Here is a 26,352-nt window from a genome sequence, read left to right as displayed (position 1 = left end):
ACTCTCTCCGGCAGTGTCGACCAAGGGACACCCCTGTGCAGCAACACCGCTCTCATCCACTCACCCTCGGCGTCGTCGCGCGTTCGAGTAAGACCGACGAACGCCGGCTCCCGATCCATCCGCTCCACTTCGACCGGATCGACGCCGACCTCCGCGGGCGCATCCATCTCGAGTACGGCTACGGCGAACCCTTCGGCGTGTCCGACGAGCAGCTGGCCCCGTCGGTGGGAGGACTGCGCACCCGGGAGCAGCTGATCGAGCACTCCGACGTCCTCCTGCTGCCCAAACCTCTCGCGAAGGATCTGGCGGACCTGCGTGACGGCCAGATCCTGTGGGGGTGGCCGCACTGCGTCCAGGACACCGAGCTCACCCAGGTGGCCGTCGATCGTCACCTCACGTTGATCGCGTTCGAGGCCATGAACCACTGGAGCGCCGAGGGGTCGTTCCAGCTCCATGTCTTCCACAAGAACAACGAACTCGCCGGATACAGCTCGGTGTTGCACGCGCTGTCGATCGCGGGTTCGACCGGCGACTACGGTCGCCGCCTCCGCGCGGTGGTACTCGGCTTCGGTGCGACCGCCCGCGGCGCCGTGACCGCACTGAACGCCCTGGGCATCCACGACGTCCACGTCGTCACCCAGCGCGGGGTCACCGCCGTGAGCTCGCCGATCCACTCCGCGGAGATCGTGCAGTTCGATCACGACGACGCCGATCCGCGCCGCAGTCACGTCACCACGGACGAGGGCCGGATGCCGCTCGCCGGGTTCCTCGCCCGGCACGACATCATCGTCAACTGCGTCCTGCAGGACACGGAGTCGCCGCTGACGTTCCTGATCGACTCGGACGTCGAGACCCTCCTGCCCGGCAGCCTGGTCGTCGATGTGTCCTGCGACGAGGGAATGGGCTTCAGCTGGGCCCGGCCCACGTCGTTCGCCGATCCGACGTTCATGATCGGTGAGAACGTCCGCTACTACGCGGTCGATCACAGCCCGTCCCACCTGTGGAATTCGGCGACCTGGGAGATCAGCGAGGCCTTGCTCCCCCACCTGGGGACGGTCCTCGACGGACCCGCCGCCTGGGACCGCAGCGACACCATCCTGCGGGCCGTCGAGATCCGCGACGGAGTGGTGCAGAACCCCAGGATCCTGTCGTTCCAGCACCGCGCGGCGGAGTACCCGCACCCTGTCGTCGCCTGATCGACCGGGCTCAGGCCGGGGCGCTGCGGCGCATTTCGCGCCGGAGGATCTTTCCGCTGGCCGTCTTGGGTAGTTCGTCGACGATTTCGACGCGCCTCGGGGCCTTGTAGCTCGCCAGCCGCTCCCGGCAGTACTCGACGAGGTCGTCCGTCTCGACCGTCTGCCCGGGGCGGAGGCTGACGAACGCTGCGACGGTCTCGCCGCGGTAGCTGTCCGGTTCGCCGACGACGGCCGCCTCCCGGACGGCGGGATGCCGGTAGAGGACGTCCTCGACCTCACGCGGCCAGACCTTGAAACCGGACGCGTTGATCATGTCCTTCTTGCGATCGACGACGTACACCCAGCCCTGGGCATCCATGAATCCCACGTCGCCGGTGAGCAACCGGCCGCCGGGCAGCGACTGCGCCGTGGCGTCCGGCTTGTTCCAGTACGCGGGCACGACCATGGGTCCGTCGACGGCGATCTCCCCGACTTCGAGTGGGTCGAGGTCGGCGCCGTCCTCCCCGACGATCCGGATCACGGCGGAGGGCAGCGGCAGGCCGATCGCCAGCGTGCCGGACGACGGATCGACCGGCGCCTCCAGGTTCGGCGGGACGACGACGCACGGCGCGCTGGTCTCGGTGAGCCCGTAGCCGTTGCGGATGTACTTTCCGGTCAGCTCCCGGAACCGTTCGACGATGGCGGGCGGCAGCGGGGCGCCACCGGACATCACGGCCTCCAGCGAGGCGAAGCGCTCACCGGAGAAGTCGGGGTGGGCCATCAGCGCCATGTAGGCGGTGGACGGGCCGACCATGAACACCGGCCGCTCCCGCTCGAGGGCGTCGAGCAGGACCCCTGCGTCGAACCGGTACGCGAGGATCAGCGGCGACGCCAGGTCGATCGCGGTGAGCAACTGGCACACCATGCCCGTGATGTGGAACAGCGGCGCCAGCGCGAAGATCGGCGAACCGGCGGGCTTGCTCTCGTACAGGCGCAGGATCGAACTGTTGACGGTGAGATTCCGGTGGGTGTTGGTCGCTCCCTTGGGGACTCCACTCGTTCCGGACGTGTAGGACACGAGCGCGATGTCGTCCGGGACCAGACCGGGATCGGGTACGTCTGCCCCCGCGCGCGCCCGGGCCACCTCGAGCAGGTCCGGCACGCCCTCGGCGCGCGCCCGGGTCACTCCCCCGAACACCCGTGGGTCGCCGGACGTCTGGATGTCGAGTTCACTGGCGGTCAGCGCGATCCGCACGCCGTCGGCGGACGCCCGCTCCCCCACCCGATCGGCCCACGCGTTCTCGCTGCACACGATCGCGGTGACTCCGGCGTCGGTGAGGATGTGGGCGAGCTCGTCCCGGTACATCGGGTTCAGCGGGACGACGACCCCGCCGGCCTTCCACGTGCCGATCAACGCCAGCACGAACTGCGGGACGTTCTGCAGGTAGATCGCGAGCCGGTCGCCGTTCCCGAATCCGTTCTCCGCGAGGTATGCGGCCACACCGTCGCTGAGTTCGTCGACCTCGCGGTAGCTCAGGGTACCGCCGAGGTACCGGACGGCGGGCCCGTCCGGGGCGGACTCGACCGCGGCCGAGAACATGTCGAGCGCTGTCCGGGCGGGGATCTCCCCCACGGAACGCGTGTTCTCGTCGTACCGGTTCATCCAGGGCCTGTCGTCGTACCAGCTCATCGTCGCCGTGCCGCCTCTCGCTCGTTCCGTGTCCGACTGTGTGACGTGCTGCTTCAGCGTGTTCCCGAGATCCCGCCGTCGACGGGGACGACGGTGCCGGTGAGGTAGGCCCCGGCGCGCGAAGAGAGGAAGATCGCGGTGCCGGCGACGTCTTCCGGTGTTCCGACCCGGCCGAGCGGCACCGATCCCTCGACCGCCTCCTTCCGCTCCGGGTCGTCGAGGATGAACGCCATCATCTTGCTCGGAAACGGACCCGGCGCAATGGCATTGACGGTGATCCGCTCGACGGCCAGCGCCGCGGCGAGCTTGCGGGTGAGCATGTGGACCGCGGCCTTGCTCGCCCCGTACGAGAAGTTCTCGGTACCCGACACCACGAGTCCGTCGATCGACCCGATGTTGATCACCCGGGCGGGGTTTTCGTCCGTCGCCGCGGCCCGCAGACTCGGCAGCAACGCCTGGGTGAGCAGGAACACGCCCTTGACGTTGATGTCGAAGATCTTGTCGAACCCGGCGGCGGGGAACTCGTCGACCGGCGCACCCCACGTCGCGCCGGCGTTGTTCACCAGGACGTCCAGCCGGGGCGACACCTCGGCGACCCGTGCGACGAGTCCCTCGATCCCCTCCTCGGTGGACAGGTCGGCGGGGTGCGCGTGGCACGTCCCCGGCCCGGCGGCGGACAGTTCGGCCGCGGCCTTCTCGCACGCCTCGGCCTTGCGGGCGGAGATGACCACGGTCGCCCCGGCCTCGACGAATCCCTGCGCGATCATCCGGCCGATACCCCGCGAACCTCCGGTGACCACCACGGTCTTGCCTGCGACGTCGAACAGCGAACCTACGTCCATGTGCGTTCCCTTCAGGGTTGGAAGACTTCAGGGTTGGAAGACGAGGCGACCGACGGTGCTGCCGTCACCGAGCCTGCCGATGCCGTCGGCCACGTCCGCGAGCGAGAGCCGCTCGCTGATGAGCGGCGTGATCGCCCCGGACTCGGCGAGGCGGGTCAGTTCCTCGTGACAGTCGGCGATCGCCTGCTGGTTGTACTGCTTGTACAGACCCCAGTGCAGTCCGATGATCGAGTAGTTCTTGATCAGGGCGTGATTGAGACCGGGTGTCGGGATAGTGCCGCCGGCGAAACCGATGATCAGGATCCGGCCCTCGAACGCGATGCACTTGGTGGACTTCGCGTAGGCGTCGCCGCCGACCGGATCGTAGACGACGTCCGCGCCGCGTCCGCCGGTGAATTCCTTCACCAGCGGAACGAAATCGTCGGTGTGCCGGTCGATCACCAGATCTGCCCCCAGCCGGCGGCAGTACTCGACCTTGTCGGCGCCACCGACGACGCCGATCACCTTTGCTCCCGCGGCCTTGCCCAATTGCACTGCGGCGCTGCCCACTCCGCCCGCGGCGGCGTGGACGAGCAGAGTCTCCCCCGGCTTCAGCTGGGTGCGGCGGTGCAGTGCGAACCAGCTCGTCTGGTAGCCGATGCTCAACGCCGACGCCTCCGCGTCGTCGAGCGCGGACGGGGCGGCGAACGTGTTGGCCTCGTCCATCACGGCCATCTGCGCGAATCCGCCGCCGGGCAGGTTCGGGTTGCCGATCACCCGGTCGCCGGCGGCGAAGCGGGTGATGCCGTCACCGACCGCGACCACTTCGCCGCACAGCTCGACTCCGGGCGTGAACGGCAGCGGCGGCTTGATCTGGTATTCGCCGCGGCACAGCAGCACGTCGGGGAAGTTCGCCGGTGCGGCGAGGACCCGGACCAGCACCTGCCCCGGGCCTGCCGTGGGGTCCGGGACCTCCTCGAGGTGCAGCGCGGTGCGCGGCTCGCCGAGTTCGTGGACACGCCATGCCTTCATGGATTGCTTCCTGACTGTCGGTGGTGGGGCCCGGGTTACGCGGGCAGGTCGATCAGGCCGGCGAGGTGCGCGCGGTGACGGTAGGCGGTGCCGAATGCCAACTGGTCGCTTTTCGCCCTCTTCAGATACAGGTGGGCGGGGTATTCCCAGGTCATGCCGATCCCGCCGTGCAACTGAACGCACTCCTCCGCGGCGTGGACCGCGACCCCGCTGCAGTACGCCTGCGCGACGGCGGCCGCGACCTCGGCGTCGGCGTCACCCCGGGCGGCGGTGTCGGCGGCGTAGCGGGCGGCGGCGGCCGCGGACGTCACTTCGAGCCACAGGTCGGCGAGGCGGTGCTTGATCGCCTGGAACGACCCGACGGCCCGGCCGAACTGGGTTCGGTCCTTGACGTACGCCAGCGTCGTCTCGAAGCACCACTGCGCCAGCCCGAGTTGCTCGGAGGCGAGCAGTGCGGCGCCGAGAACGAGGGCCTCCCGGACCGCCGCCGCGGCGTTGCCGTCGTCGATGCGGATGGACGCTGCGGCGTCGAACGCGACGTCCGACAGTGGCCGGGTCATGTCGAGCGCGAGCACGGGCGTGACCGTGACACCGGCGGTGCCGGCGGGCACCGTGTGCAGCTCGAGTCCCCCCGGACCCTCGACCGGCACGATCAGGATGTCGGCCTCCGAGACGCCCGCGACACTGGTCACGGTGCCGGTCAGAGCGTCGCCCTCCCGGCGCACGGTCGGGGTGAACAGTCCCGGTGCGGTCGCGAGACCGACCGTGAGCGCACCGGTGGTGGTGCCGTCGGCGAGTGCGCCGACCGTCTCGGTGTCGCCCGCCTTCAGCAGCGCGACCGTCGCGAGTACGGCGCTGGACAGGTACGGGACGGGTGCGACGGCGCGCCCGATCTCCTCCATGACCACCGCGGCCTCACGTGCGCTCGCCCCGGCGCCGCCCAGTTCCTCGGGGACGAGCAGGCCGGCCAGGCCGAGTTCGACGGCGAGCGATTTCCACACCCCGGAGAAGTCGGCGGGCGTCCCGTCGTACGCCCCGACGACCAGCTCGTGCGCGCAGCGGTCGGCGAGCAGCCGGCGGACGCTGTCGCGCAGGGCATCTTCCGTGTCGGAGTACAGCAGATCTGCGGTGTTCATCGGGGCAGGTCCTTCCAGGCGATGTCCTTGTCGACGCGGTGCTCCGGCGGGAGGCCGAGGACGCGTTCCGCGATGACGTTGCGCAGGATCTCGGACGTGCCGCCCTCGATCGAGTTGCCTTTCGCGCGCAGGTACCGGTATCCGGGTTCGCGGCCGGTGAAGTCGACCTTGTCCGGGCGGCGCATGCTCCAGTCGTCGTAGCGCAGCCCGGCCTCACCGTGGAGTTCGATGTCGAAACCCGAGATGGTCTGCGCGAGCCGGGCGAAGGCCAGCTTCAGGCCGGATCCCTCGGGGCCGGGCTGCCCGGCCTCGAGTTGCTGCCGCAGCCGTTCGCCGGTCAGCCGGGCGACTTCCGCTTCGACCCACAGCCGGAGCAGTTCGTCGTGCATCGCGGGGTCGCGGAGCTCGGGTTGTTCGCGCCAGGCGCGGGCGACCGGTCCGATCATGCCGCTCTCGCGGGCGGCCGCGGAACCGCCGATCGCGACCCGTTCGTTGTTGAGGGTCGCGGTGGCCACCCGCCAGCCCTGTCCCTCATCGCCGAGCCGATCGGAATCGGGAATGTGGACGTCGGTGAGGAACACTTCGTTGAACTCGGCCTCACCGGTGATCTGCCGCAGCGGCCGGACGTCGATTCCGGGATCGCTCATGTCGCACAGGAAGTAGGTGAGCCCGGCGTGCTTGGGCACCGACGGATCCGTGCGGGCCACGAGGATGGCCATCTGCGCGTTCTGCGCCCCCGATGTCCACACCTTCTGCCCGTTGACCGTCCAGCCGTCACCCTCACGGACGGCTCGCGTCGCGACGGCGGCGAGGTCGGAACCCGCCCCCGGTTCGCTGAACAGCTGGCAGTAGATGTGCTCGCCGGTGAAGATCGGCCGAAGGTACTTCTGCTGCTGTTCGTCGGTGCCGAACGCGGCGATGGTCGGAGCGGCCATGCCCAGTCCGATCCCGTTGCGGCTCTTCGCCGGGCCGGGCGCCCCTGCGGCCTCGAGTTCGGCGTCGACCTGCGCCTGGAAGCTCTGCGGCAGACCCAGACCGCCGCGCCCGGGCGGGAAGTGGACCCATGCGAGGCCGGCGTCGAATCGGGCCCCGAGGAACCGGGCCGGATCCGACTGGTCGTTCTGTTCCAGGAGGGTCGCGATGCGGCCGCTCAGGTCGCGTGCGATCGCCTGTTCGTCAGTGCTCATCGTCCTCAGTCCTTCGGTCAGATTCCGGCCCGGGCAGCGATGTCGCACGCCTTGGCCACGAGGTCGTCGATGCGCTCGACGGTCGGGGTGCCCGCGGCCGCCTTGTTCTGCGGTTCGTCCCGGGCGCGGCGCATGACGCCCTCCGCGATGACCGCGACCTTCCACAGGCCGAGGACGTGCCAGAACGCCAGGGCTTTCGGGTCGCGTCCGGTCTCGTCGAGGTACACCCCGGCGATCTCCACCCGGTCCGGGAAACCGTCGAGGGTGGACGCCGGGAAGTCGCCGCCGGTGGTCTCACCCGGCTCCGGCCAGTACGCGAGCAGGCTGCCGACGTCGGCGAGCGGGTCGCCCAGCGTGCACAACTCCCAGTCCAGGGCGGCGGTCACCTCCCCGGTCGCGTGGGAGGTGATGACGTTGCGCAGGTGGAAGTCGCCGTGCACGAGGGTCAGTTCCCGCTGCTCCGGCACCGAGTCGGTGAGCCGTCCGGTCAGGTCGTCGAGGGCGGGCAGCTCGCGGGTCTTCGACTTCTCCCACTGACCCGACCACCGCTTGAGCTGACGCTGCGCGTACGGCTTGTGGCTGGCCAGGTCGGTCAAACCGGTGCTCTCGAGGTCCACCGCATGGATCTTCGCCAGCGTCCGCGGCAGCGACAGGCCGATCGCCCGGCGACGTTCCGGGGTCAGGGACTCCGCGATCGACATGCGATCGACGACCTGTCCGTCGACGAACTCCATCAGCAGCAGCGGTACCTCCGTGACGTCCGGGTCGTCGGTGAGCCCGAACACCCGTGGGGTGGGCACCGCGGTGTCCTCGAGGGCGGAGAGGATCCGCGCCTCGCGGGCGACGTCGTGGGCCGACGCGAGCAGGTGCCCGAAGGGTGGGCGCCGGAGCACCCATCTGCCACCCGCCCGGTCCTGGACCAGATAGGTGAGGTTCGACTGGCCGAGACCGATCCGGTCGAAGGTCAGCGGTCCGGCAGTGTCGATGCCGAGCGTGCCGATCCAGCGGCTCACGGCCTCGCTGTCGATGCCGACGACGTCCACGCTAGACACCGAGCTGAGCCCCCTGCCGGAACGGGATTGCGTCGCCGAGCAGTTGCCCGCCGTCGATCGCCATGGTTTCGCCGGTGATCCAGCTCGCGGCATCGGACACGAGGAACGCGACCGCGGACGCGATGTCCTCGGGTTCGCCGATCCGTCCCAGCGCCGTGGACGCCGACACGGCCTGCTCGTGGTCCTTCCACAGCGCCTCGGCCAGCTTGGTCCGCACCACACCGGGAGCGACGGCGTTGACCCGCACGTTCGGTGAGAGTTCCAGTGCCAGTTGCTTGGTGAGGTGGATCAGCGCGGCCTTCGACGCGTTGTACAGGCCGATGTTCGCCTCGAACGCCATGCCACCGATGGACGCGGTGTTGACCACGGCGCCGCCGTGCTCGCCCATCCACGCCTTCGTGGCGAGGCCGGTCCACAGCACCGGCGCCCACAGGTTCACGTCGAAGGTCTTGGCGAACCGTGCGTGGTCCTGGTCGATGACCGGTCCGAAGGCGGGGTTCGTTCCCGCGTTGTTGACCAGGATGTCCAGGCTGCCGAAGCGTTCGACGGTGGTGTCGACGCAGCGCCGGGCGGCCTCCTCGTCGACGGCGTGCGCGGCGACGCCGATCGCGGTGCCCCCGACCTGCGCCGCGGCGGCGTCGGCCGATTCCTGGGAGCGTGAGGTGAGCACCACGTCGGCACCGGCCGCCGCGAGGGCCCGGGCGACGGCCAGGCCGATACCCCGCGAGGCGCCGGTGACGATCGCGGTGCGTCCGGTGAGGTCGAGTCCGGCCATGTCAGCTCACCGCAACCTTGTGACCGTTGGTGGAAGCGTGGGCGGCGTCGCGGTACTGCCGCAGTTCCTGCCGCGCGATGGCGCGCTTGTGGACCTCGTCGGGACCGTCGGCCAGGCGCAGGGTGCGCAGGTGCGCCCAGGCCATGGCGAGGGGGAAGTCGTCGGTGACGCCCGCACCGCCGTGCACCTGAATCGCCCGGTCCACGATCTTGAGCGCAATGTTCGGAGCCGCCACCTTGATCGCCGCGATCTCCGTCCGCGCCTCCTTGTTCCCCACCGTGTCCATCAGATACGCCGCCTTCAGCGTCAGCAACCGGATCATCTCGATCTCGATGCGCGCCTCCGCGATCCAGTCCTGGATGTTCGCGTTCTCACTGACCGGCTTCCCGAACGTCACCCGCGACGACGCGCGGCGGCACATCAATTCGAGTGCCCGCTCCGCCATCCCGATCGCCCGCATGCAGTGGTGGATCCGGCCCGGCCCCAGCCGCGCCTGGGAGATCGCGAAGCCCTCGCCCTCGCCCTTCAGCACGTCCGTCACCGGCACCCGCACATCCGCGAAGTCGATCTCCGCGTGCCCCTCACGGTCCTGATACCCGAACACCGGCAGCCCCCGCATCACCGTCACCCCGGGCGCATCGATCGGCACCACCATCATCGACTGCTGCCGGTGCGGCGCCGCCGACGGATCCGTCTTGCCCATCACGATCAGCACCTTGCAGTTGCGGTGCAACGCATTCGACGCGAACCACTTGCGGCCGTTCAGCACGTACTCGTCGCCGTCACGCACCATCGACAACTCCACGTTGGTCGCGTCCGAACTCGCCACCGCGGGCTCGGTCATCGCGAACGCCGACGCCATCGTCCCGTCGAGAAGCGGCTTCAGGTACTTCTCCTTGTGCTCGGCCGTGCCGAACAGCTCGAGCACCTCCATGTTGCCCGTGTCCGGCGCATTGCAGTTGCACGCTTCCGACGCAATGTGGCTGCGCCCCATGATCTCCGCCAACGGGGCGTACTCGAGGTTGGTCAACCCGGCGCCCGTGCCCGGGTGCGGATGGAACAGATTCCACAACCCCCGGCGCCGCGCCTCCGCCTTGAGCTCCTCCAGAACCGGCGGCTGGAAATGCGGATCCCCCGACTCCCGCATCTGCTCCTCATACACCGCCTCCGCCGGATACACGTGCGAATCCATGAACTCGAGCAGATCGACCTGCAACTGCTGGGCGCGTGCGGAAATGTCAAACAGGGACATGGGAACTCCTGACGGGTAGTGAGGGAAACACGGGTGTGCGCTTGTCGAGGTGGCTCTGGATGCCCTCGACGAGATCGGCCCCGCGGAACGCCTGCAACATCAGGCCTTCCGCTCGGGCCACGGACTCGGCGTAGGTGCCGTCCGCATCGCTGTGCAATTGGTCCTTGATGACGGCCATCGACGTCGGCGAGCAGTGCGCCGCCAGGTCCGCGGCATACGCGACCGCGGCGTCGACGACCGAACCGTCCGGCACGAGGTGGTCGACGAGTCCGATGCGCAGCGCCTCCTCGGCGTCCACCATGCGGCTCGACAGCAGCAGGTCGGTGGCCCGGCTGCGTCCCACGAGTCGGGGCAGCAGCCAGGAGATACCGTATTCGGCGATCAGCCCGCGCTTGGCGAACGCGGTCGTGAACCGTGCCGATGCGGACGCGAACCGGACGTCGCAGTAGAGGGCCTCCACCATGCCGAGTCCGGCCGCGACCCCGTTGATCGCCCCGATGAGCGGTTTCCGCAGCGTCGCGGGAAGGTCGCGGGGGCGCGGGCGGAAGAGGTCCGCGTCGGAAGCGTCACCGACGGCCTGCAGGCGGCCGAGGTCGGCACCGGCGCAGAACCCGCGCCCGGCGCCGGTCACGACGATCGCGCGCACGTCCGGGTCGTCCTCGGCGTCCACGAGCAGCGTGAAGTAGCGGTCCTCGAGGTCGTCGGTCCAGGCGTTCAGCTTGCCGGGCCGGTTGAACGTCAGCACCAGGACCGGTCCGCGCCGCTCGGCGAGGACCAGGTCTGCGGGCTCGCCGGTCACGCGTGCTCCAGCAGCGAACTCTGGAAGCGGCGCATTCCGCGCAGCCACCGGTCGTAGTCGGACCCCTTCTGCCGGTACATGGTGAGGACGCTCTCGTGGGGCAGGATCAGGAACGTCTCCCGGTCCACGGCGTCGAGCACGATGTCGGCGACCTGCCCGGGCTGCAGCACCTCCCCCGCCGAGACGACGGCCTTCGTGGCAGCGACGCCGAGGGGATCGCCCGAGTTCTCACCGGAGCGCATCAGCTTCGTCTCGACTCCCATCGGGCAGAGGCAGCTGACGCGAACCCCGTCGTCCCCGTATGTGACCGACAGCCATTCGGCGAACGAGACGGCCGCATGTTTGGTGACCGCGTAGGTCGCCGAGCCGATCTGGGTGAGGAGCCCGGCCGCGGAGGCGGTCGACACGAAGTAGCCCTCGCCGCGCGCGATCCATTTCGGCACGAGTTGCTGGGCGGCGCGGATGTGGGCGCGGACGTTGACGTCGAACGCGAGGTCCCAGTCGGCGTTGCCGGCGTCGAGGCCGGGCGCTCCCGCGATGCCGGCGTTGGCGAAGTAGAGATCGACCGGCCCGAACTCGGTCTCCGCGCGGTCGATGATGCGCCGGATCTGATCGGCGTCCGCGACGTCGCCACCTTCGGCGACGGCGGATCCCGGGTGGCGGGCGTTGATGCCGTCCGCGACGGCGGCGGCGGCGTCAGGGTCGAGATCGGCGACCAGCACCTTGGCGCCCTGTTCGGCGAGACGGTCCGCGATCGCCCCGCCGATTCCGCCTCCACCGCCGGTCACGATGGCGACTTTCTGTGCAACCTTCACGAGGTGTCCTCTCCTTCGCCGTGCGTTGTGACTCGCGTCTCTCTTTTGTATAGTTGAATCCGTCGTCAAGTTCAAGTGTCTGGGGTCGGCAACACACGACTTCCGATGCAGCCAACGTGACACATCCAGGCCCTGCACCACCCGGAATCGAGGGAGACAGATGACCGACACCACCGCACTGCCCGTTCGCCCCGCGAGCTTCGACGAGCTCACAGCGCTGATCGGCAAGGAGCTGGGCCCCACCGACTGGCACGACGTCACCCAGGAACGCGTCAACGCCTTCGCCGACGCCACCGGCGACCACCAGTGGATCCACATCGATACCGAGCGCGCCGCCGCCAGCCCGCTCGGCGGCACCATCGCGCACGGCCTCTACAGCCTGTCCCTCGGACCGGCCCTGTCGGCGACCCTGCTGCGCTTCGACGGTTTCGCCCACAGCCTGAACTACGGCTACAACAAGGTCCGCTTCCCCGCGCCGGTGCCGGTGGGTTCGCGCATCCGGATGCGTGCCACCATCCAATCCGCGGAACAGGTCGGGGGCGGCATCCAGGTGACCATGTCCCAGGTCGTCGAGCGCGAGGGCTCCGACAAACCGGTGGTCGTGTCCGAGTCCGTCGCCCGCGTCGTCGAGGCCGGCTAGCAGCCGTGAGCACCTGTGAACCGCCCGCGGTTGACAACTACTCACGGGCGAATGTGCTCGATCCGGTGTCCCGCCACGCCGACACCACTCCCGACAACATCGCGCTGCGAGGTGCGGACAGCACCCTGACCTACGGACAGTTGCGCGCCGCGAGCACCCGGTACGCGGGAGCGCTCACGGAAGCGGGCCTGTCCCCCGGCGACCGAATCCTTCTGGCCGCACCCTCGGTGCCCGAGTTCGTGGTCGCGTACCTGGGCATTCAGGCGGCGGGGTGCGTCGTGGTGCCGGTGAACACGATGTCGACCCGGCCCGAGACCGAGTACGTCCTCACCGATGCCGGCGCCGCACTCGCCATCGTGTGGCACGAACTCGGGCCGGCGGTCGCCGACGCGGCCGCCGCGCTGGACATCCCGGTCTGGACGCTCACCCCGGACAGCGTGTCGCCGGACACCGAGCCGGTTGCCGTCGCCCGGCGGGATCGCGACGACACCGCCGCCATCCTCTACACGTCCGGTACCACCGGGCGGCCGAAGGGCGCGGAGCTGACGGTGGGGAACCTGCTGTCCGGCGGCGAGATCGGCGCCGAATGCAGTCGCGGTTCGAGCGAAGACCGGACCGGCACCGGACTTCCGCTGTTCCACGTGTTCGGCCAGGCCTCGGTCATGATGGCGACGTTCACCGGGGGTGGGTCGCTGACGCTGCTGGCCCGGTTCGATCCGGCGGCGATGCTCGCCCTGCTCCGGCGCGACCGCCTGACGATCATGGCCGGTGTGCCGACGATGTGGAACGCCATGCTGCATGCCGCGGACGGCGCCGACTCGCAGGACTTCACACAACTGCGCATCGCCATCTCCGGGGGCGCGTCGTTGCCGGGCGAGGTAGCCCGCGAATTCGAGTCCCGCTTCGGGTGCACCATCCTCGAGGGCTACGGGCTCACCGAGACCACCGCGTTCGGCACGTTCAACGACATCGACCGTGGCGGGAAGATCGGCTACACGGGTCGCGCGGTGCCCCGGCTTGCGGTCGAGGTGCGGGACCACGACGGGCTCGTCTGCCCGCCCGGGACCGTCGGCGAGGTGTACGTGAAGGGTGCGACGGTGATGAAAGGCTACTGGAACCGGCCGTCCGACACCGCCGCCGTCCTGGACCCGGACGGCTGGCTGCGCACCGGGGACCTGGGCGAGATCGATGCGGACGGGGATCTGCGCATCGTCGATCGGGTGAAGGACCTCATCATCCGGGGCGGCTACAACGTGTACCCGAGTGAGATCGAGGAGGTCCTGTACACGCACCCCGACATCCTCGAGGCCGCCGTCGTGGGCGTCCCCGACGATCACTACGGCGAGGAGGTGGCCGCGGTCGTGGCCACTGTCCCCGGTTCCGGGCTGGACGGCGCCCAACTGACCGGCTGGGCCCGGGAACGGCTGTCCGCATACAAGATTCCCCGGATCGTCGCCATCGTCGACTCCCTTCCCAAGGGGTCGACCGGAAAGATCCTCAAACGGTCGATCGACAGAACCGCACTGAGAAACGACGCACTGACCGCAGAAGTACCCGAAAGGTGAACACCGTGACAACCGTGAACAGGCAGGTCCGACTGGCGAAGCGTCCGGTCGGCCGTCCCGACGACTCCACCTGGGAGATCACGTCGGAACCGATACCCGAACCCTCGGACGGCGAATTCACCGTGAAGGTGGACTACGTGTCCCTCGACCCGGCGATGCGCGGGTGGCTCGACGACGTGAAGTCGTACGTGCCGCCGGTCGCGATCGGCGAGGTGATGCGCACCCACGCCGTCGGCCGGGTGGTGGCGTCGAAGAACGCGAAGTTCCCCGAAGGACAGCTCGTGTCCGGGCAGTTCGGCGTGCAGGAGTACGCGCTCTCCGACGGCCGCGGCGCGCTCGCCGTCGACGAGTCGCTCGCCCCGGCACCGACGTGGCTGGGCGCACTCGGATTTCCCGGCATGACCGCGTATTTCGGCCTCACCGACGTCGGCAGACTGGAGAAGGGCGACACCGTGCTCATCTCGGGCGCGGCGGGAGCGGTCGGGAGCATCGCCGGGCAGATCGCCAAACTGAAGGGCGCCACGGTGATCGGCGTCGCAGGCGGCCCCGAGAAGTGCGCGTGGCTGACCGAGGATCTGGGTTTCGACGCGGCGATCGACTACAAGTCCGAATCGGTCGGGAAGGCGCTGCGCGCCGCCGCACCGGACGGGATCGACATCTACTTCGACAACGTCGGCGGGGAGATCCTCGACGCCGCGCTGGCCCGGCTCCGCAAGAACGCCCGGGTCGCGCTGTGCGGCGCGATCTCCGGATACAACGCCACCGACCCGCAGCCCGGGCCGTCCCGGTACCTGTCGCTGCTGGTCAACCGTGCGTCGATGACGGGGTTCATCGTGTTCGACTACCTCGACCGGTTCCCCGAGGGCATGGAGGCGATGTCGGAGTGGATCCGGGCCGGGGAGATCGTGACCCGTGAGCAGGTCGAGACCGGGGGCGTCGAGGCGTTCGGCCGCACCCTCAATCTGCTGTTCGACGGCGCCAACACCGGCAAGCTGGTGCTGAAGATCAGCTGAACTCCTCCTCCCGCGACGATGCCCACCGCCGAGATCCGGCGGTGGGCATCGTCGTGAAAAGGGGCGGGGTGTCTAGTAGAACTGGGCACCGGGCACGGCGGCCGGATCGCTGCGGACCTCGGCGGTGTTGGTCTCGCGGAGCTTCCACGCGCAAAGGAAGGTGACCAGCCCCATCACCGCGACGAACACCGCGACGAACGTGGTGGTCCCGGTCTTGGCGATCAGCGCGGTCATGATGAACGGGGTGCCGCCGCTCACCGTGATCGCGGCCAGCTGATACGCCAGCGAGGCGGCGGAATACCGGACATTGGGAGCGAACAACTCACCCATGTACGCGGCGATCGGCCCGTACGTCATGGACTGAAAGACGCTGCCGACTGTGACGGCGACGAAGAACAACACCAGGTTCCGGGTGTTGATCAGCCAGAAGTACGGGAACGCCCACACGATGATCATCGCCGCACCGATCAGGATCATCGGCCTGCGTCCGATCTTGTCGGACATGTGCCCGGACCACAGCACCACACCGACCGTGAGCGCCGCGCTGAGCAGCGAGATCGCGAGCAGGTCGTTGCGCTTCATCCCCAGTTCCGCGGTGCCGTAACTGAGCACCCCGGCGATGGAAATGTAGAACAGCGAGTTGGTGGCCGCGAGCAGGCCGCAGCCGAGCAGGATCTTGCGCCAGTGGTCCCTGATCGCCTGGGTCAGCGGTGCGCGGACGACGGTCCCGTTCTTCTTCTCCGCCTGGTCCTGCAGGTGACGGAATTCGGGGGTGTCCTCGACCTTGGTCTGGATGTACAGCACCACCGGGAACAGCAGCGCGCTGGCGAAGAACGGGATCCGCCAGCCCCAGCTGAGGAACGCCTCGTTCGAGATCGCCGCGGTGGCGCCGAGGAACACGAGGTTGCCGAGCAGGACACCGAACGAGACACCCATCTGCCCGAAGGTGCCGGAGAATCCCCGGCGCTTGGGACTGGCCGATTCGGTCAGCAGCAGCACGATCCCACCCCACTGACCCCCGCACGCGAGGCCTTGGACGAACCGCAGGACCACCAGCAGGATCGGGGCCGCGATCCCGATGGTCGCGGCGCCGGGCAGGCAGCCGATCAGGAACGTCGCCAGCCCCATGAACAGCAGGCATGTCACGACCGCCGGTTTGCGGCCGTACTTGTCACCGAAGTGACCGGCGACGAGGCCGCCGAGCGGGCGGGCGACGAAGCCGGCCCAGAACGTGCTGAACGAGAGGAGGGTGCCCACCAACGCCGACGCGCCGGGGAAGAAGACGTGGGGAAAGACCAGTGCCGCAGCGGTTCCGTACAGGAAGAAGTCGTACCACTCGATCGAGCTGCCGACCAGTCCCGCCGCCAGCAGTTTCCGATGTGCACGCGTGCGCGAGACGGCCGTGTCGCCGGCCGCGCCCTTACTCGGCTGCACCGCGGATGAAGTCATCCGATCACTCCTCGAGATAGGTCTACGGGTGGATGTGGGATCGCGATTTTTCAGAACCTGACGCCAACTTCAAGTCAGTGAGCGCTTGCTTAGTGTGTGTGAACAGTGATGTGATGTCAATCACTCGAGGGGATTGATCTTGCCGAATCCCGCCGGCACGGACGAAGCTCGATGCGGCGGAGAGGACCACCGATGACCGAACTGCGAGACGACGTGTTCGCGACCGAGCAGGCCAGCCCGGGTCCGCCGACCTCCGAGGAGCGCCTGCTCCGCGCGGCGACGACGCTGTTCTCCGACAAGGGTTTCGAAGCCACACGCACGCGGGACATCTCCACGACGGCGGGAATGAGCCCCTCCGCGATGTATGTGCACTTCCCGTCCAAGGAGGATCTGCTCTTCCAGCTGGTCCGCCGGTCGAACGAGCGCGCCCTCGCGCTGGTGCTCAGCGCGGTCGCACCGTTCACCGACCCGATCGACCGCCTCCGGGCCCTGGTCCGTGAGTTCAGCATCATGCACGCCCGGAACTTTCGCCGGGCGCGCATCGCCCAGTACGAGAGCAGGCATCTCAGTCCCGAACACCGCGAGACGGTGGCCGAGACCCGGCTCCAGATCCGGGTCGCCGCGATGCGCGAGGTGCAGAACGGGCTCGATCAGGGTGTGTTCCTCATTCCCGACCCCCGCGTCGCCGTTCTGGCGATCATGTCCCTCGCGGTGGACATCTGCCGCTGGTACAGCCCCGACGGCGAATTCACGCCGGAGGAACTGGGCGACATCAACGCCGATCTCGTTCTGCGCATCCTCCACGCCCCCGGCTACTGACGGCCCCTCAGACGCGGTCCGGGACGCGCAGCGCGTTCGTCCACATCCGCGCGAGTCCGGCGTTCAGTTCTTCGAACGTGAGTGATCGCCGCTCGCTCGGCGGTCCGACGAAATAACCGTAGGCCATTCTCCCGACCATGGCGGACAACGCCTTCGACGTCAGCATCGGGTCGAGCGACGCGTCGGCGAGACCCCGAGCCTGCAGATCGGCGATCGCCCGCGCGTTGCGCAGGTAGAACGTCTCGTCCCGCGAGCGCTCCAGTTCACGGAATGCAGGGTCGACGTGCGCGACCTGCTCGAGCAGGGCCAGCAGACGCGCATTCCGGCGGCACGCGTGCAGGTATGCCCGGATGCTCGCCTCCACGACCGCGTGCACGTCGTCCTCGTCCTCGACCCGCCCCATCCCGGGATGCAGCAGGTCGTTCTGCGTCACCTCCACGACCGCCGCGAACACTTCCTCCTTGCCGGTGAAGTAGGTGTAGAAGGAGCCGGTCGAGAGTCCGGCCTCCTTGCTGATGTCGACGAGGCGGGCGTCGAGGTATCCCTCGCGCTCGAACACCACCCGGGCCGCGGCGACGAGGCGATCGCGGGTGCGGACGCCCCGGGCGGTGACCGGTGGTGTGGGTGCGGTTCGCGGGCGCGACATGTCAGTACGGGTCCACGTTCTCGAAGTACCGCCGGGGCACGTCGACCAGCATCTCGGTGATCATCTTCTCGGTGACGCCTCGCTCGCGGACGTAGGGCAGCACGTCGTTCTCGATGTGCAGGTAGTGCCACTGCGGCAGCGCCGCCATCAGGTTCGGGTCGATCCAGTCGATGTAACAGGAGGCGTCCTGCGACAGGACCATCTGCCCCGCGAAGCCGCGGCGGCACATCTCGACGAGCGTGTCGGCGCGCGCTTCGAACGTCGTTTCGAGGTTGATCCCGAACCGGTCCATGCCGAGGACGAAGCCGGCCTCGGCGAGGCTGGTCAGGTGGTCGACGTCGGTGCTGTCTCCGCTGTGCCCGAGCACGATCCGGTCGGGCCGCACGCCCTCCTCGTCGCACATCACGCGTGTGACGTGCAGACCGGCCTCGCTGCCGGGGTGGGTGTGCACGGTGATCGGCACTCCGGTGCGCCGATGCGCCTTCGCGACGGCCCTCATGACCCGCTCGACACCCGGTGTCGGCCCCTGGTGGTCGATCGCGCACTTGAGCAGGCCGGCGCGCACCCCGGTGTCGGCGATCCCCTCTTCGATGTCCTTGACGAACATGTCCACCATCGGGTCGGGCACCTCGGCCCCCACCATCGCGTCCAGCGCGGGACCGCGGTAGTGGAAGAAGAACGGCACGTCGTCGTAGGTGTACAGCCCAGAGGCCGCAACGATGTTCAGTTCGGGAAGCTGTTCCGCCACCCGCTGGATGCGCGGAATGTACCGGCCGAGGCCGACGACGGTGGGGTCGACGATGGTCCGGACCCCCTGCTCCGCCAGCGCGCGCAGCTTGGTGACGGCGTCGGCGACCCGCTCGTCCTCGCTCCCCCACTCGTCCGGGTAGTTCTGCTGCACGTCGGGTGTCAGCACGAACACGTGCTCGTGCATGTACGTGCGTCCGAGTTCGGCGCTGTCGATCGGTCCGCGGACCGTGTTGACCTGACTCATGCAGATTCGCCTCTCCGAGTGTGACCGTCGTCATACCCCGGGCTCAGCGTAGAGCTAACTTGAACCTGACGTCAACATTTACTGCCGTGGGTCACCCACCACCGGCTGCAGCCTGGATCGGCGCCATGTCGAAGTAGTCGCGCCACGTGGTGATCTTGCCGCCGGTGATCTCGAAGACGCCGACGACGGGCAGTTCGACGACGGTGCCGTTGAGGGTGAACACGTCGATCCGCTCGTTCATCACCACCCCGCTCGACTCCTCGGCGTTGGGGCTCTGACCGCCGTCGGTGACCTGCCGGTGCACCCGGAAGTCGATGCCGCCGAAGGCCGCGGTGAAGCCGGCGATGAACTCGCGGATCGCGTCACGCCCGGTGACGGGTTCCATCGGAATATTGTGATAGACGGCGTCTTCCGCGAAGTATTCGGCGATCTTCGCCGGATCGGGCTCGATCCACTCGGCGCAGAATTGGGTGACCAGCTGGTCCGGGGTCATCGGTTCTCCCTCTCGATCGCGAACGGTTCGATGATGGCCATGACGGACTGGATCGCCCCGGCCGGGATGTCGAAATGTTCCGTGATCCGGACCGACGTCACCTCGGTAGGTGTGGCCCCGAGGTCGAGCACGAACCGGGCCACCACGTTGTCGCCCCATTCGTGGAAGGAGAGGTCGCGCACGGCCTGGATGGCCTGATACTGCAGTCCGTTCTCGAGTTCGTCCCGGATGAACGCCCCCGATTCGCCCGTGTGCTGCCCGTTCTCCACCCGCCACGCGTTGTCCGCGAGACGCACCTTGGTGGCGTCGTGACTGACCAGTGCGTCGATGTAGGCCCTGGCCATCGCGACGCGTCCGCTGTCGGCCGTGTCGGTGGCGTGTTTCGCGATCGCCGCAAGCAGGGGCGCGGCCAGTTCCGGCCGGCAGATCAGCAGGTCGGGGAGATAGGGGTGGGATTCGTTGTAGCCCAACGGGGTTCCGTCGATCCGCGAGCAGTGCAGGCCCGCGGCCACGGCGACGCCGACGGGGGCCGCGGAGTCCCATTCCCACTGCCCGCCCGCATGGATGTACGCGTCGACGTCTCCGCGGAGCACCGCCATCGCCTTCGCGCCCGCCGAACCCATGGTGGAGACCTCGGCACCGATGTCCGTCGCGACGGCGTCGACGAACGCGGGCGGCCTGCTGGCGGACACGACGATCCGCGGGCGGGCAGGCAGCTGTTCGGCATGGACCGCGTGGCTGTCGTCGTCGCTGGCGTACACGGCGCCCAGTGCCGGTTGCGCGACCGCGGCCGCCGTGATGCCGCGACCGCGTTCCCACAGCGCGACGTGCACCGCCCAGTCCGAGTGCCCGGGCAGTCCGTACTCCTTGGACCCGTCGAGCGGGTCGATGATCCACACCCGTGACCGCTCCAGCCGGGACCGGTCGTCGGCCGACTCCTCGGAGAGGATCGCGTCTTCGGGTCGCTCCGCCGCGAGTTTGCCGAGAATGAACGCATCGGCGGCGATGTCGCCGCGCCTGCCGAGTTCACGACCGTCGGCCGATCCCAGTCCCGCGGTGCGGATGTCCAGCAGCAGGGCGCCGGCACCGGAGGCGATGTCGGCCGCGAGTCGTGCGTCAGTGATCACGTGTCAACAATTCCATAATTCTCGCGGCTTGTTCGGTCGGCGTGCCGTCCTCGGGCCGGAGCACGAGTTCGGCGTTCTCGGGCGCCTCGTACGGGTCGTCGACCCCGGTGAATCCCGTGATCTCCCCGGCGCGGGCCTTCGCGTACATGCCCTTGGGATCGCGCGCCTCGCACTGGTCCACCGGCGTGTCGACGAACACTTCGACGAAGTCGAGCCCGGCTGCCCGATGCTGTTCCCGGACGCGGTCCCGGTCCTCGCGGTACGGGCTGATCAGCGACGCGATCGCGACCACCCCCGAGTCGGCGAGCAGTTGCGCGACGGCGCCGACACGGCGGACGTTCTCGGCGCGGTCCGTCGCACTGAACCCGAGGTCGGCGTTGAGGCCGTGCCGCAGGTTGTCGCCGTCGAGCCGGTAGGCGGGCACCCCGGACGCGACCAGGCGGCGCTCGAGTTCCACCGCGACCGTCGACTTTCCCGACGCCGACAGTCCGGTCAGCCACACGGTGCGGCCGCGCGTCGCCCGCTCCTCCCGCGACACGGCCGCCGCGTGCCACACCACCTTCGAACGCGACAGCGTCGGCCCGGTGATCATGCCGGCGGCGACCGTGTTGTGGGTCGACTCGTCGACGAGGACGAAACTGCCCGTCACGTGGTTGCGGCGGTACGGGTCGAACATCAACGGCTGCGACGTTCGCAGCTGCACACGGCCGATCTCGTTGAGCGACAGCGACCGTGCGGACTCGTCGCGGTGCAGGGTGTTCACGTCCAGCCGATAGTCGAGCCGCGCGATCGACGCCTTGGTGGCACGGGTGGTGTGCAGCAGCGTATACCGGGCATCGGGTGTCAGCGCGGACTGTTCGCTGAACCAGCAGACCATCGCGTCGAGTTCCTGCCCGACGAGCGGACGGTTGTTGGGACGGCACAACACGTCTCCGCGGCTCACGTCCAACTGGTCGGCGAGTTGCACGCACACCGCCGACGGTGCGAACGCCTCGTCGAGGCGGGTTCCGCCGGGACCCCAGATGGCACTGACGGTGGAGGTGAACCCCGACGGCAGGGCCACCACCTCGTCGCCCGGCTTGAACACCCCACTGGCGACCGTCCCCGCGTAGCCGCGGAAATCGTGCAACGCCGAATCGGTCTGGCGTTGCGGCCGGACCACGTACTGCACCGGGAACCGCGCGTCGATCAGGTTGCGGTCGGACGCCACGTGCACCTGCTCGAGGTAGTGCAGCAGCGACGCTCCCTCGTACCAGGGCATGTTGGCGGTGCGTTGCGCGATGTTGTCGCCGCGCAGTGCCGACACCGGGATGAACGTGAGGTCGTGGACCTCGAGTTTGATCGCGAACTTCCGGAATTCCTCCTTGATCTCCTCGAAGCGTTCCTCGGACCACCCGACGAGATCCATCTTGTTGACGCACAGCACGAGGTGCGGAATTCCGAGAAGGCTGGCGATGAAGGCGTGGCGGCGGGTCTGCTCTAGGATCCCCTTGCGGGCGTCGACCAGGATCAGGGCCAGGTCGGCGGTCGACGCGCCGGTCACCATGTTCCGCGTGTACTGCTCGTGCCCCGGGGTGTCCGCGATGATGAATTTGCGGTGCGGCGTGGCGAAATAGCGGTGCGCGACGTCGATGGTGATGCCCTGCTCGCGTTCGGCGCGCAGGCCGTCGGTGAGCAGAGCCAGGTTCGCGTGTTCGTCGCCCCGTTCGCGGCTGGTGCGTTCGACCGCCTCGAGCTGATCCTCGAAGATCGCCTTGGAGTCGTAGAGCAGCCTGCCGATAAGGGTGGACTTGCCGTCGTCGACGCTGCCCGCGGTCGCGACCCGGAGTAACTGCGGCATCAGAAGTAGCCTTCCTTCTTGCGGTCTTCCATGCCGGCCTCGGAGATCCGGTCGTCCGCCCGGGTCGCCCCGCGCTCGGTCAGCCTGCTCGCGGCGACCTCGGTGACGACGGCCTCGGGGCTGGTTGCCGACGATTCGACGCAGCCCGTGCACGTGGCGTCGCCGACGGTCCGGAAGCGGACGAGGGCCTCGTACGGTTCGTCACCGGGGAGCAGGGTCAGGAACCGTGTGTGCGCCAACAGCATTCCGTCGCGGAGCACGACCTCCCTGCGGTGCGCGTAGTACAGGGACGGGAGCTCGATCCCCTCCTCGCCGATGTACTGCCAGATGTCGAGTTCGGTCCAGTTGGACAGCGGGAACACCCGGATGTGCTCGCCCTTGCGATGCCTGCCGTTGTACAGGCTCCACAGTTCCGGGCGCTGCGCCCGCGGATCCCACTGCCCGAACTCGTCGCGGAAGCTGAACACCCGCTCCTTCGCGCGGGCCTTCTCCTCGTCGCGCCGGGCGCCGCCGAAGATGGCGTCGAACCCGTGGTCGCGGATGCCGCGCAGCAGCGCCGTGGTCTGGAGCCGGTTGCGGCTGGCCCGCGGACCCGTCTCCTCGCTGACGCGACCGGCGTCGATGTCGTCCTGCACGCTGGACACCACCATCCGCAGGCCGAGGCGGTCGACGGTCCGGTCGCGGAACTCGAGGACCTCGTCGAAGTTGTGACCGGTGTCGACGTGCATGACGGCGAACGGGAGAGGCGCGGGCCAGAACGCCTTGGCGGCCACGTGGAGCATCACCACCGAGTCCTTGCCGCCGGAGAACAGCAGGACCGGTCGCTCGAATGTGGCGGCCACTTCTCGGAAGATGTGCACGGCTTCGGCTTCGAGCGCGCCGAGGTGGGACAACTCGTACACGGGCGGTGCGGTCATGGGCGACTCCTCGTCGCGAGTTCCTTACCGGTCGCTGTTCCATATTTGGACCAGCCCGGTCGAAAATGAATGCACCTCCGAGAATAGAACGTGTTTCAGATTGCGGTCAATGCCTGCCCGCCCGTCACCGCGGCCGGCGGCCACCCACCTCCGTCGTGATCGCGTCCGCGGCCGCGGCGAGGGCCTTGCCCCGCCGCGCGATCTCGGACGGCGCGAGTTCGGTACCCACATAGAGGGTGAGGACCATGGCCTGGTGACCCTCGGCGTCGTACGTCGGCGCCGCGATGAGGCTGACGGGGTGCGGCGACGCGGGGTCCGCGTGCTCGGCGTCCAGGTACACCCGCTCCCCGAGGCTGGACACCATCTCGCCGAGCACGTCGCGCAACTCCGGCGGCAGGTCGTGCGCGGCCACCCCCGCCATGAGCGTGTGCAGGCGCTGCCCGACGGGAGTGAGTGTCTCGACGAGGTATCCGGTGCGGGAACACTCCTCGACGACCGTGCGCAACCGGTCCCGGTCGAGGCGCACCGGCAGCGTCGGTTCCCGGCGCAGCCACGACTGCAGGGCGTCGTCGCCGTCCCACAGCACGTACATCAGGCCGACGGGCGGCGCGAACGGGTACATTTCCCCCACCTTGGCGGCGGCCCGCACCCCCGGCGGACTGGTCAGCTCGAGGACGGCGATGCGGTCGCCGACCACCGCCGACGCAGTGCAGGTGGTCCGGAGCTCGTCGCTGAGCACGGCGAGATGCCTGCGCGCCACCGGCCCGGCCGCAAACCCCTGCTGGGCCGCGCGGCCCGCCGCGATGAGGGCGGGCCCGAGGCCGTACGTCTTCGTGGCCGGGTCCCGGACCAGGTAGCCGCCGCGGACCAGTTCGGTGAGGATCCCCAGGCACGTCGGCTTGCTGATGTCGAGCGTCCGGGCCAGCTCCGACAACCCGAAGCGATGCTCCTTACGCGCCACCAGGAAGTCCAGCACCTGCACCACACGCTCGGTCGGCGGCGACCGCCGGCCCTGCGCCCGGTCGGGCATCTCGTCCTCGTGCCCCATTGACCACTCCTTAGAACACGTTCTATTGTCGGTTCATCAATGTTCTACCACGCAGGTACATATTTGTACCACCCCTCGTGAGGAGCACGGTGTGCTGACCGACCCATTCGCCGACGCCATGGCCGAGGCCGAGAAACTGATCGAGAGCGCCCCCCACATCCGCACCGAACAGGACCTGCTGGAGGGCTACCAGTACCTCGCCGGCGGAATCCTCGCCACGACGCACGCGGCCTGGGCCACCGAACGGTCGCACCCGACGTTCATCTCGGGCACCGGCCCGTACATGAAGATGGGCCTGGACAACCCGGACACCCTCTACTTCGGTGCGCGGATCGACGACGACGTCGAATACGTGGTCACCGGCCTGCGCGGCACCACGGCGGACCTCAGCTTCCAGGTGCTGAACGGAAATTACACGGCCGCACACGTTCCCGGCAGCGTCACGGCATTCGACGACCGGGAGATCGACATCGCGCCCGACGGCTCGTTCGAGGTGCGGTTCGGCCCCGACGACAGTGCGGGCCGGCGCAACTACTTCACCCTCGCTCCGGGGTCGTCGCAACTGGTGGTCCGGGAGGTGTACAGCGATTGGAGTCAGCGGCGCGGCACCATTCGCATCGCCAGGGCGGATACGGTCGGTACCGCCCCGGGCCCGCTCACCCGCGAGACCGTGGAGAAGCGGTACGCGCGTGCGGGCAAGGCCCTCGTCGCGCGGGTGAAGACGTGGCTGCAGTTCCCGGAGTGGTTCTACCTGAACCTGCCGGTGAACACGATGACCGAGCCACGGCTTACTCCGGGCGGTCTCGCCACCCAGTACTCGTCGGTCGGGCACTACGAACTGGCCGAGGACGAAGCCGTGGTCATCACCGTCCCCAAAGCCGACGTGCCCTACCAGGGCTTTCAGCTCGGCAGCATGTGGTACATCTCCCTCGACTACGTCAACCACCAGACGTCGCTGAACGTCGCACAGTCGCAGGTGGATCCCGACGACCACATCCGTCTGGTCGTGTGCGAGCGCAATCCCGGCGTCGCCAACTGGATCGCCACCGTCGGACACCTCCGCGGCTACCTGCAGTTCCGCTGGCAGCGCGTCTCCCGCGAACTGACCCCGGACGACGGTCCCCGGGTCGAGGTCGTGAAGTTCGACGAGATCCACCGGAGCCTGCCGTACTACGACTCCAACAAGATCTCCCCCGGGGACTTCGCTGCACGCATCGCCGCACGCCAGGCCGCAGTGGCCGACCGGATGCTGGGATGACCGCCATGACTACTCCACAACTCCTGCAGGACAAGGTCGTCGTCATCTCCGGCGTCGGACCGGCCCTGGGCCGTACCCTCGCCGTCCGCTGCGCAGCCGCCGGCGCCGACGTGGTGCTGGCCGCCCGGACCGCGTCGCGCCTCGACGAAGTGGCCAAGGAGATCATCGCCGTCGGCCGGCGCGCGGTGACCGTCCCGACCGACATCACCGACCAGGCCTCGGCCGAGAACCTGGTGTCCGCGGCCGTCGACGCGTACGGCACGGTCGACGTGCTGATCAACAACGCGTTCTCGGTTCCGTCGATGAAACCGCTGGCCCGCACCGAGTTCGACCACATCCGCAGCAGTTTCGAGCTGACCGTGCTCGGGGCATTACGGCTGACTCAGCTGTTCACTCCCGCACTCGCCGAGGCGAACGGCGCGGTGGTGAACATCAACTCGATGGTGCTCCGGCACTCCCAGGAACGGTACGGCAGCTACAAGATGGCCAAATCCGCCCTGCTCGCGACGTCGCAGTCGCTCGCCACCGAGTTGGGACCGCTGGGAATCCGCGTCAATTCCGTTGCCCCCGGCTACATCTGGGGAAACACGCTGAAACAGTATTTCACGCACCAGGCCGAAAAGTACGGGACGACCGTCGAGCAGATCTACGAGCACACCGCCGCGAACACCGATCTGAAGCGGCTCCCCACGACCGAGGAGGTCGCCGACGCCGTGATCTTCCTGGCCTCCCCGTTGGCGAGCGCCGTGACCGGCCAGTGCCTCGACGTCAATTGCGGCGAATTCCACCACTAGCGAACGGAACCGGAG

Annotated in this window: 25 protein-coding genes; 7 read left to right on the top strand and 18 right to left on the bottom strand. The window is 68.7% G+C overall.

Annotated features, from left to right (window positions below):
- Positions 1 to 35: 35 nt before the first annotated feature.
- Positions 36 to 1,196 (top strand): N(5)-(carboxyethyl)ornithine synthase, encoded by a 1,161-nt coding sequence (locus BLV94_RS39775; protein ID WP_072946095.1) that lies wholly within the window; start codon positions 36 to 38, stop codon positions 1,194 to 1,196.
- 10 nt (positions 1,197 to 1,206) lie between these two features.
- On the opposite strand, the gene BLV94_RS39770 is transcribed toward BLV94_RS39775, so the two are convergent.
- From BLV94_RS39770 to BLV94_RS39725, 10 genes are read right to left on the bottom strand one after another with little or no spacing between them, the layout of a single operon-like run.
- Positions 1,207 to 2,865 carry an AMP-binding protein gene (locus BLV94_RS39770; protein WP_072946092.1) on the bottom strand — a complete coding sequence of 553 codons (1,659 nt, stop codon included), beginning with the start codon at positions 2,863 to 2,865 and terminating at the stop codon, positions 1,207 to 1,209.
- A 53-nt stretch (positions 2,866 to 2,918) separates the two neighbouring features.
- Entirely contained in the window at positions 2,919 to 3,707 is a 789-nt protein-coding gene (locus BLV94_RS39765; RefSeq protein WP_072946090.1) for a RhlG family 3-oxoacyl-ACP reductase, read from the bottom strand.
- 27 nt (positions 3,708 to 3,734) lie between these two features.
- On the bottom strand, positions 3,735 to 4,718 hold the full coding sequence (locus BLV94_RS39760) for an NADPH:quinone oxidoreductase family protein (RefSeq protein ID WP_072946088.1): 984 nt from the start codon (positions 4,716 to 4,718) through the stop codon (positions 3,735 to 3,737).
- A gap of 35 nt (positions 4,719 to 4,753) precedes the next feature.
- On the bottom strand, positions 4,754 to 5,854 hold the full coding sequence (locus BLV94_RS39755) for an acyl-CoA dehydrogenase family protein (RefSeq protein ID WP_072946086.1): 1,101 nt from the start codon (positions 5,852 to 5,854) through the stop codon (positions 4,754 to 4,756).
- Entirely contained in the window at positions 5,851 to 7,041 is a 1,191-nt protein-coding gene (locus BLV94_RS39750; RefSeq protein ID WP_072946084.1) for an acyl-CoA dehydrogenase family protein, read from the bottom strand. The genes BLV94_RS39755 and BLV94_RS39750 overlap by 4 nt, the downstream gene beginning before the upstream one ends.
- Before the next feature lie 17 nt (positions 7,042 to 7,058).
- A complete protein-coding gene (locus BLV94_RS39745) occupies positions 7,059 to 8,093 on the bottom strand; it encodes a phosphotransferase family protein (RefSeq protein ID WP_072946082.1) in 1,035 nt (344 codons plus the stop codon).
- Positions 8,086 to 8,868 (bottom strand): SDR family oxidoreductase, encoded by a 783-nt coding sequence (locus tag BLV94_RS39740; RefSeq protein ID WP_072946080.1) that lies wholly within the window; start codon positions 8,866 to 8,868, stop codon positions 8,086 to 8,088. The genes BLV94_RS39745 and BLV94_RS39740 overlap by 8 nt, the downstream gene beginning before the upstream one ends.
- 1 nt (position 8,869) lies before the next feature.
- Positions 8,870 to 10,120, bottom strand: coding sequence for an acyl-CoA dehydrogenase family protein (locus BLV94_RS39735; RefSeq protein ID WP_072946077.1), 1,251 nt, complete (start codon positions 10,118 to 10,120; stop codon positions 8,870 to 8,872).
- Positions 10,107 to 10,919: an enoyl-CoA hydratase-related protein gene (locus BLV94_RS39730; protein ID WP_072946075.1), complete on the bottom strand. Its 813-nt coding sequence runs from the start codon at positions 10,917 to 10,919 to the stop codon at positions 10,107 to 10,109. The genes BLV94_RS39735 and BLV94_RS39730 overlap by 14 nt, the downstream gene beginning before the upstream one ends.
- Positions 10,916 to 11,734, bottom strand: a complete 819-nt coding sequence (locus tag BLV94_RS39725; RefSeq protein WP_072946072.1) for an SDR family oxidoreductase — start codon at positions 11,732 to 11,734, stop codon at positions 10,916 to 10,918. Before BLV94_RS39725 ends, BLV94_RS39730 begins: the two co-directional genes overlap by 4 nt.
- Positions 11,735 to 11,894: 160 nt before the next feature.
- Here BLV94_RS39725 and BLV94_RS39720 point away from each other — a divergent pair, with 160 nt between their 5' ends.
- Genes BLV94_RS39720 through BLV94_RS39710 form a run of 3 tightly spaced genes read left to right on the top strand, consistent with a single transcriptional unit; the run spans position 11,895 to position 14,952 of the window.
- Complete coding sequence (locus BLV94_RS39720) at positions 11,895 to 12,374, top strand: MaoC family dehydratase (RefSeq protein WP_072946070.1); 480 nt, start codon at positions 11,895 to 11,897, stop codon at positions 12,372 to 12,374.
- A gap of 5 nt (positions 12,375 to 12,379) precedes the next feature.
- Positions 12,380 to 13,939, top strand: coding sequence for an AMP-binding protein (locus BLV94_RS39715; protein WP_072946068.1), 1,560 nt, complete (start codon positions 12,380 to 12,382; stop codon positions 13,937 to 13,939).
- 5 nt (positions 13,940 to 13,944) lie between these two features.
- Entirely contained in the window at positions 13,945 to 14,952 is a 1,008-nt protein-coding gene (locus tag BLV94_RS39710; protein ID WP_072946177.1) for an NADP-dependent oxidoreductase, read from the top strand.
- Positions 14,953 to 15,024: 72 nt separating this feature from the next.
- Here the strand turns inward: BLV94_RS39710 and BLV94_RS39705 are convergent, their stop codons facing one another.
- On the bottom strand, positions 15,025 to 16,401 hold the full coding sequence (locus tag BLV94_RS39705; RefSeq protein WP_072946065.1) for an MFS transporter: 1,377 nt from the start codon (positions 16,399 to 16,401) through the stop codon (positions 15,025 to 15,027).
- A gap of 192 nt (positions 16,402 to 16,593) precedes the next feature.
- Between BLV94_RS39705 and BLV94_RS39700 the strand changes: the two genes are divergently transcribed.
- Complete coding sequence (locus tag BLV94_RS39700) at positions 16,594 to 17,220, top strand: TetR/AcrR family transcriptional regulator (protein WP_072946063.1); 627 nt, start codon at positions 16,594 to 16,596, stop codon at positions 17,218 to 17,220.
- 7 nt (positions 17,221 to 17,227) lie between these two features.
- Here the strand turns inward: BLV94_RS39700 and BLV94_RS39695 are convergent, their stop codons facing one another.
- From BLV94_RS39695 to BLV94_RS39665, 7 genes are all read right to left on the bottom strand, one after another.
- Positions 17,228 to 17,866 (bottom strand): TetR/AcrR family transcriptional regulator, encoded by a 639-nt coding sequence (locus BLV94_RS39695; protein WP_072946061.1) that lies wholly within the window; start codon positions 17,864 to 17,866, stop codon positions 17,228 to 17,230.
- Between the two features lies 1 nt (position 17,867).
- The gene (locus BLV94_RS39690) at positions 17,868 to 18,860 is read right to left on the bottom strand and encodes a phosphotriesterase family protein (RefSeq protein WP_072946059.1); all 993 of its coding nucleotides are present in this window, start codon (positions 18,858 to 18,860) and stop codon (positions 17,868 to 17,870) included.
- Between the two features lie 91 nt (positions 18,861 to 18,951).
- The gene (locus tag BLV94_RS39685; RefSeq protein WP_072946058.1) at positions 18,952 to 19,353 is read right to left on the bottom strand and encodes a nuclear transport factor 2 family protein; all 402 of its coding nucleotides are present in this window, start codon (positions 19,351 to 19,353) and stop codon (positions 18,952 to 18,954) included.
- On the bottom strand, positions 19,350 to 20,480 hold the full coding sequence (locus BLV94_RS39680) for a 3'(2'),5'-bisphosphate nucleotidase CysQ (protein WP_072946056.1): 1,131 nt from the start codon (positions 20,478 to 20,480) through the stop codon (positions 19,350 to 19,352). Before BLV94_RS39680 ends, BLV94_RS39685 begins: the two co-directional genes overlap by 4 nt.
- Positions 20,470 to 22,320: an adenylyl-sulfate kinase gene (gene cysC / locus BLV94_RS39675; protein WP_072946053.1), complete on the bottom strand. Its 1,851-nt coding sequence runs from the start codon at positions 22,318 to 22,320 to the stop codon at positions 20,470 to 20,472. Before cysC ends, BLV94_RS39680 begins: the two co-directional genes overlap by 11 nt.
- Positions 22,320 to 23,237: a sulfate adenylyltransferase subunit CysD gene (gene cysD, locus BLV94_RS39670; protein ID WP_072946051.1), complete on the bottom strand. Its 918-nt coding sequence runs from the start codon at positions 23,235 to 23,237 to the stop codon at positions 22,320 to 22,322. Before cysD ends, cysC begins: the two co-directional genes overlap by 1 nt.
- 124 nt (positions 23,238 to 23,361) lie before the next feature.
- Entirely contained in the window at positions 23,362 to 24,285 is a 924-nt protein-coding gene (locus BLV94_RS39665; protein WP_072946049.1) for a helix-turn-helix domain-containing protein, read from the bottom strand.
- A gap of 91 nt (positions 24,286 to 24,376) precedes the next feature.
- Here BLV94_RS39665 and BLV94_RS39660 point away from each other — a divergent pair, with 91 nt between their 5' ends.
- Together BLV94_RS39660 and BLV94_RS39655 are read left to right on the top strand one after the other, a co-directional pair.
- Complete coding sequence (locus BLV94_RS39660; RefSeq protein WP_072946047.1) at positions 24,377 to 25,543, top strand: hypothetical protein; 1,167 nt, start codon at positions 24,377 to 24,379, stop codon at positions 25,541 to 25,543.
- Entirely contained in the window at positions 25,540 to 26,337 is a 798-nt protein-coding gene (locus BLV94_RS39655; protein ID WP_072946045.1) for an SDR family oxidoreductase, read from the top strand. The genes BLV94_RS39660 and BLV94_RS39655 overlap by 4 nt, the downstream gene beginning before the upstream one ends.
- Positions 26,338 to 26,352: the final 15 nt, after the last annotated feature.

Source organism: Rhodococcus koreensis (genome assembly GCF_900105905.1).
GTDB classification, from domain to species: domain Bacteria; phylum Actinomycetota; class Actinomycetes; order Mycobacteriales; family Mycobacteriaceae; genus Rhodococcus_F; species Rhodococcus_F koreensis.
The sequence above is the reverse complement of the archived record's forward strand: the minus strand, read 5'-3'. Positions and strand labels throughout refer to the sequence as shown.

What these genes read in the sequence shown, in the direction of transcription:
- BLV94_RS39770 (WP_072946092.1), bottom strand. Translation starts at nt 2,865, where the DNA reads ATGAGCTGGTACGACGACAGGCCCTGGATGAACCGGTACGACGAGAAC.
- BLV94_RS39765 (WP_072946090.1), bottom strand. Translation starts at nt 3,707, where the DNA reads ATGGACGTAGGTTCGCTGTTCGACGTCGCAGGCAAGACCGTGGTGGTC.
- BLV94_RS39760 (WP_072946088.1), bottom strand. Translation starts at nt 4,718, where the DNA reads ATGAAGGCATGGCGTGTCCACGAACTCGGCGAGCCGCGCACCGCGCTG.
- BLV94_RS39755 (WP_072946086.1), bottom strand. Translation starts at nt 5,854, where the DNA reads ATGAACACCGCAGATCTGCTGTACTCCGACACGGAAGATGCCCTGCGC.
- BLV94_RS39750 (WP_072946084.1), bottom strand. Translation starts at nt 7,041, where the DNA reads ATGAGCACTGACGAACAGGCGATCGCACGCGACCTGAGCGGCCGCATC.
- BLV94_RS39740 (WP_072946080.1), bottom strand. Translation starts at nt 8,868, where the DNA reads ATGGCCGGACTCGACCTCACCGGACGCACCGCGATCGTCACCGGCGCC.
- BLV94_RS39735 (WP_072946077.1), bottom strand. Translation starts at nt 10,120, where the DNA reads ATGTCCCTGTTTGACATTTCCGCACGCGCCCAGCAGTTGCAGGTCGAT.
- BLV94_RS39720 (WP_072946070.1), top strand. Translation starts at nt 11,895, where the DNA reads ATGACCGACACCACCGCACTGCCCGTTCGCCCCGCGAGCTTCGACGAG.
- BLV94_RS39705 (WP_072946065.1), bottom strand. Translation starts at nt 16,401, where the DNA reads ATGACTTCATCCGCGGTGCAGCCGAGTAAGGGCGCGGCCGGCGACACG.
- BLV94_RS39700 (WP_072946063.1), top strand. Translation starts at nt 16,594, where the DNA reads ATGACCGAACTGCGAGACGACGTGTTCGCGACCGAGCAGGCCAGCCCG.
- BLV94_RS39695 (WP_072946061.1), bottom strand. Translation starts at nt 17,866, where the DNA reads ATGTCGCGCCCGCGAACCGCACCCACACCACCGGTCACCGCCCGGGGC.
- BLV94_RS39690 (WP_072946059.1), bottom strand. Translation starts at nt 18,860, where the DNA reads ATGAGTCAGGTCAACACGGTCCGCGGACCGATCGACAGCGCCGAACTC.
- BLV94_RS39685 (WP_072946058.1), bottom strand. Translation starts at nt 19,353, where the DNA reads ATGACCCCGGACCAGCTGGTCACCCAATTCTGCGCCGAGTGGATCGAG.
- cysC (WP_072946053.1), bottom strand. Translation starts at nt 22,320, where the DNA reads ATGCCGCAGTTACTCCGGGTCGCGACCGCGGGCAGCGTCGACGACGGC.
- cysD (WP_072946051.1), bottom strand. Translation starts at nt 23,237, where the DNA reads ATGACCGCACCGCCCGTGTACGAGTTGTCCCACCTCGGCGCGCTCGAA.
- BLV94_RS39665 (WP_072946049.1), bottom strand. Translation starts at nt 24,285, where the DNA reads ATGGGGCACGAGGACGAGATGCCCGACCGGGCGCAGGGCCGGCGGTCG.
- BLV94_RS39655 (WP_072946045.1), top strand. Translation starts at nt 25,540, where the DNA reads ATGACCGCCATGACTACTCCACAACTCCTGCAGGACAAGGTCGTCGTC.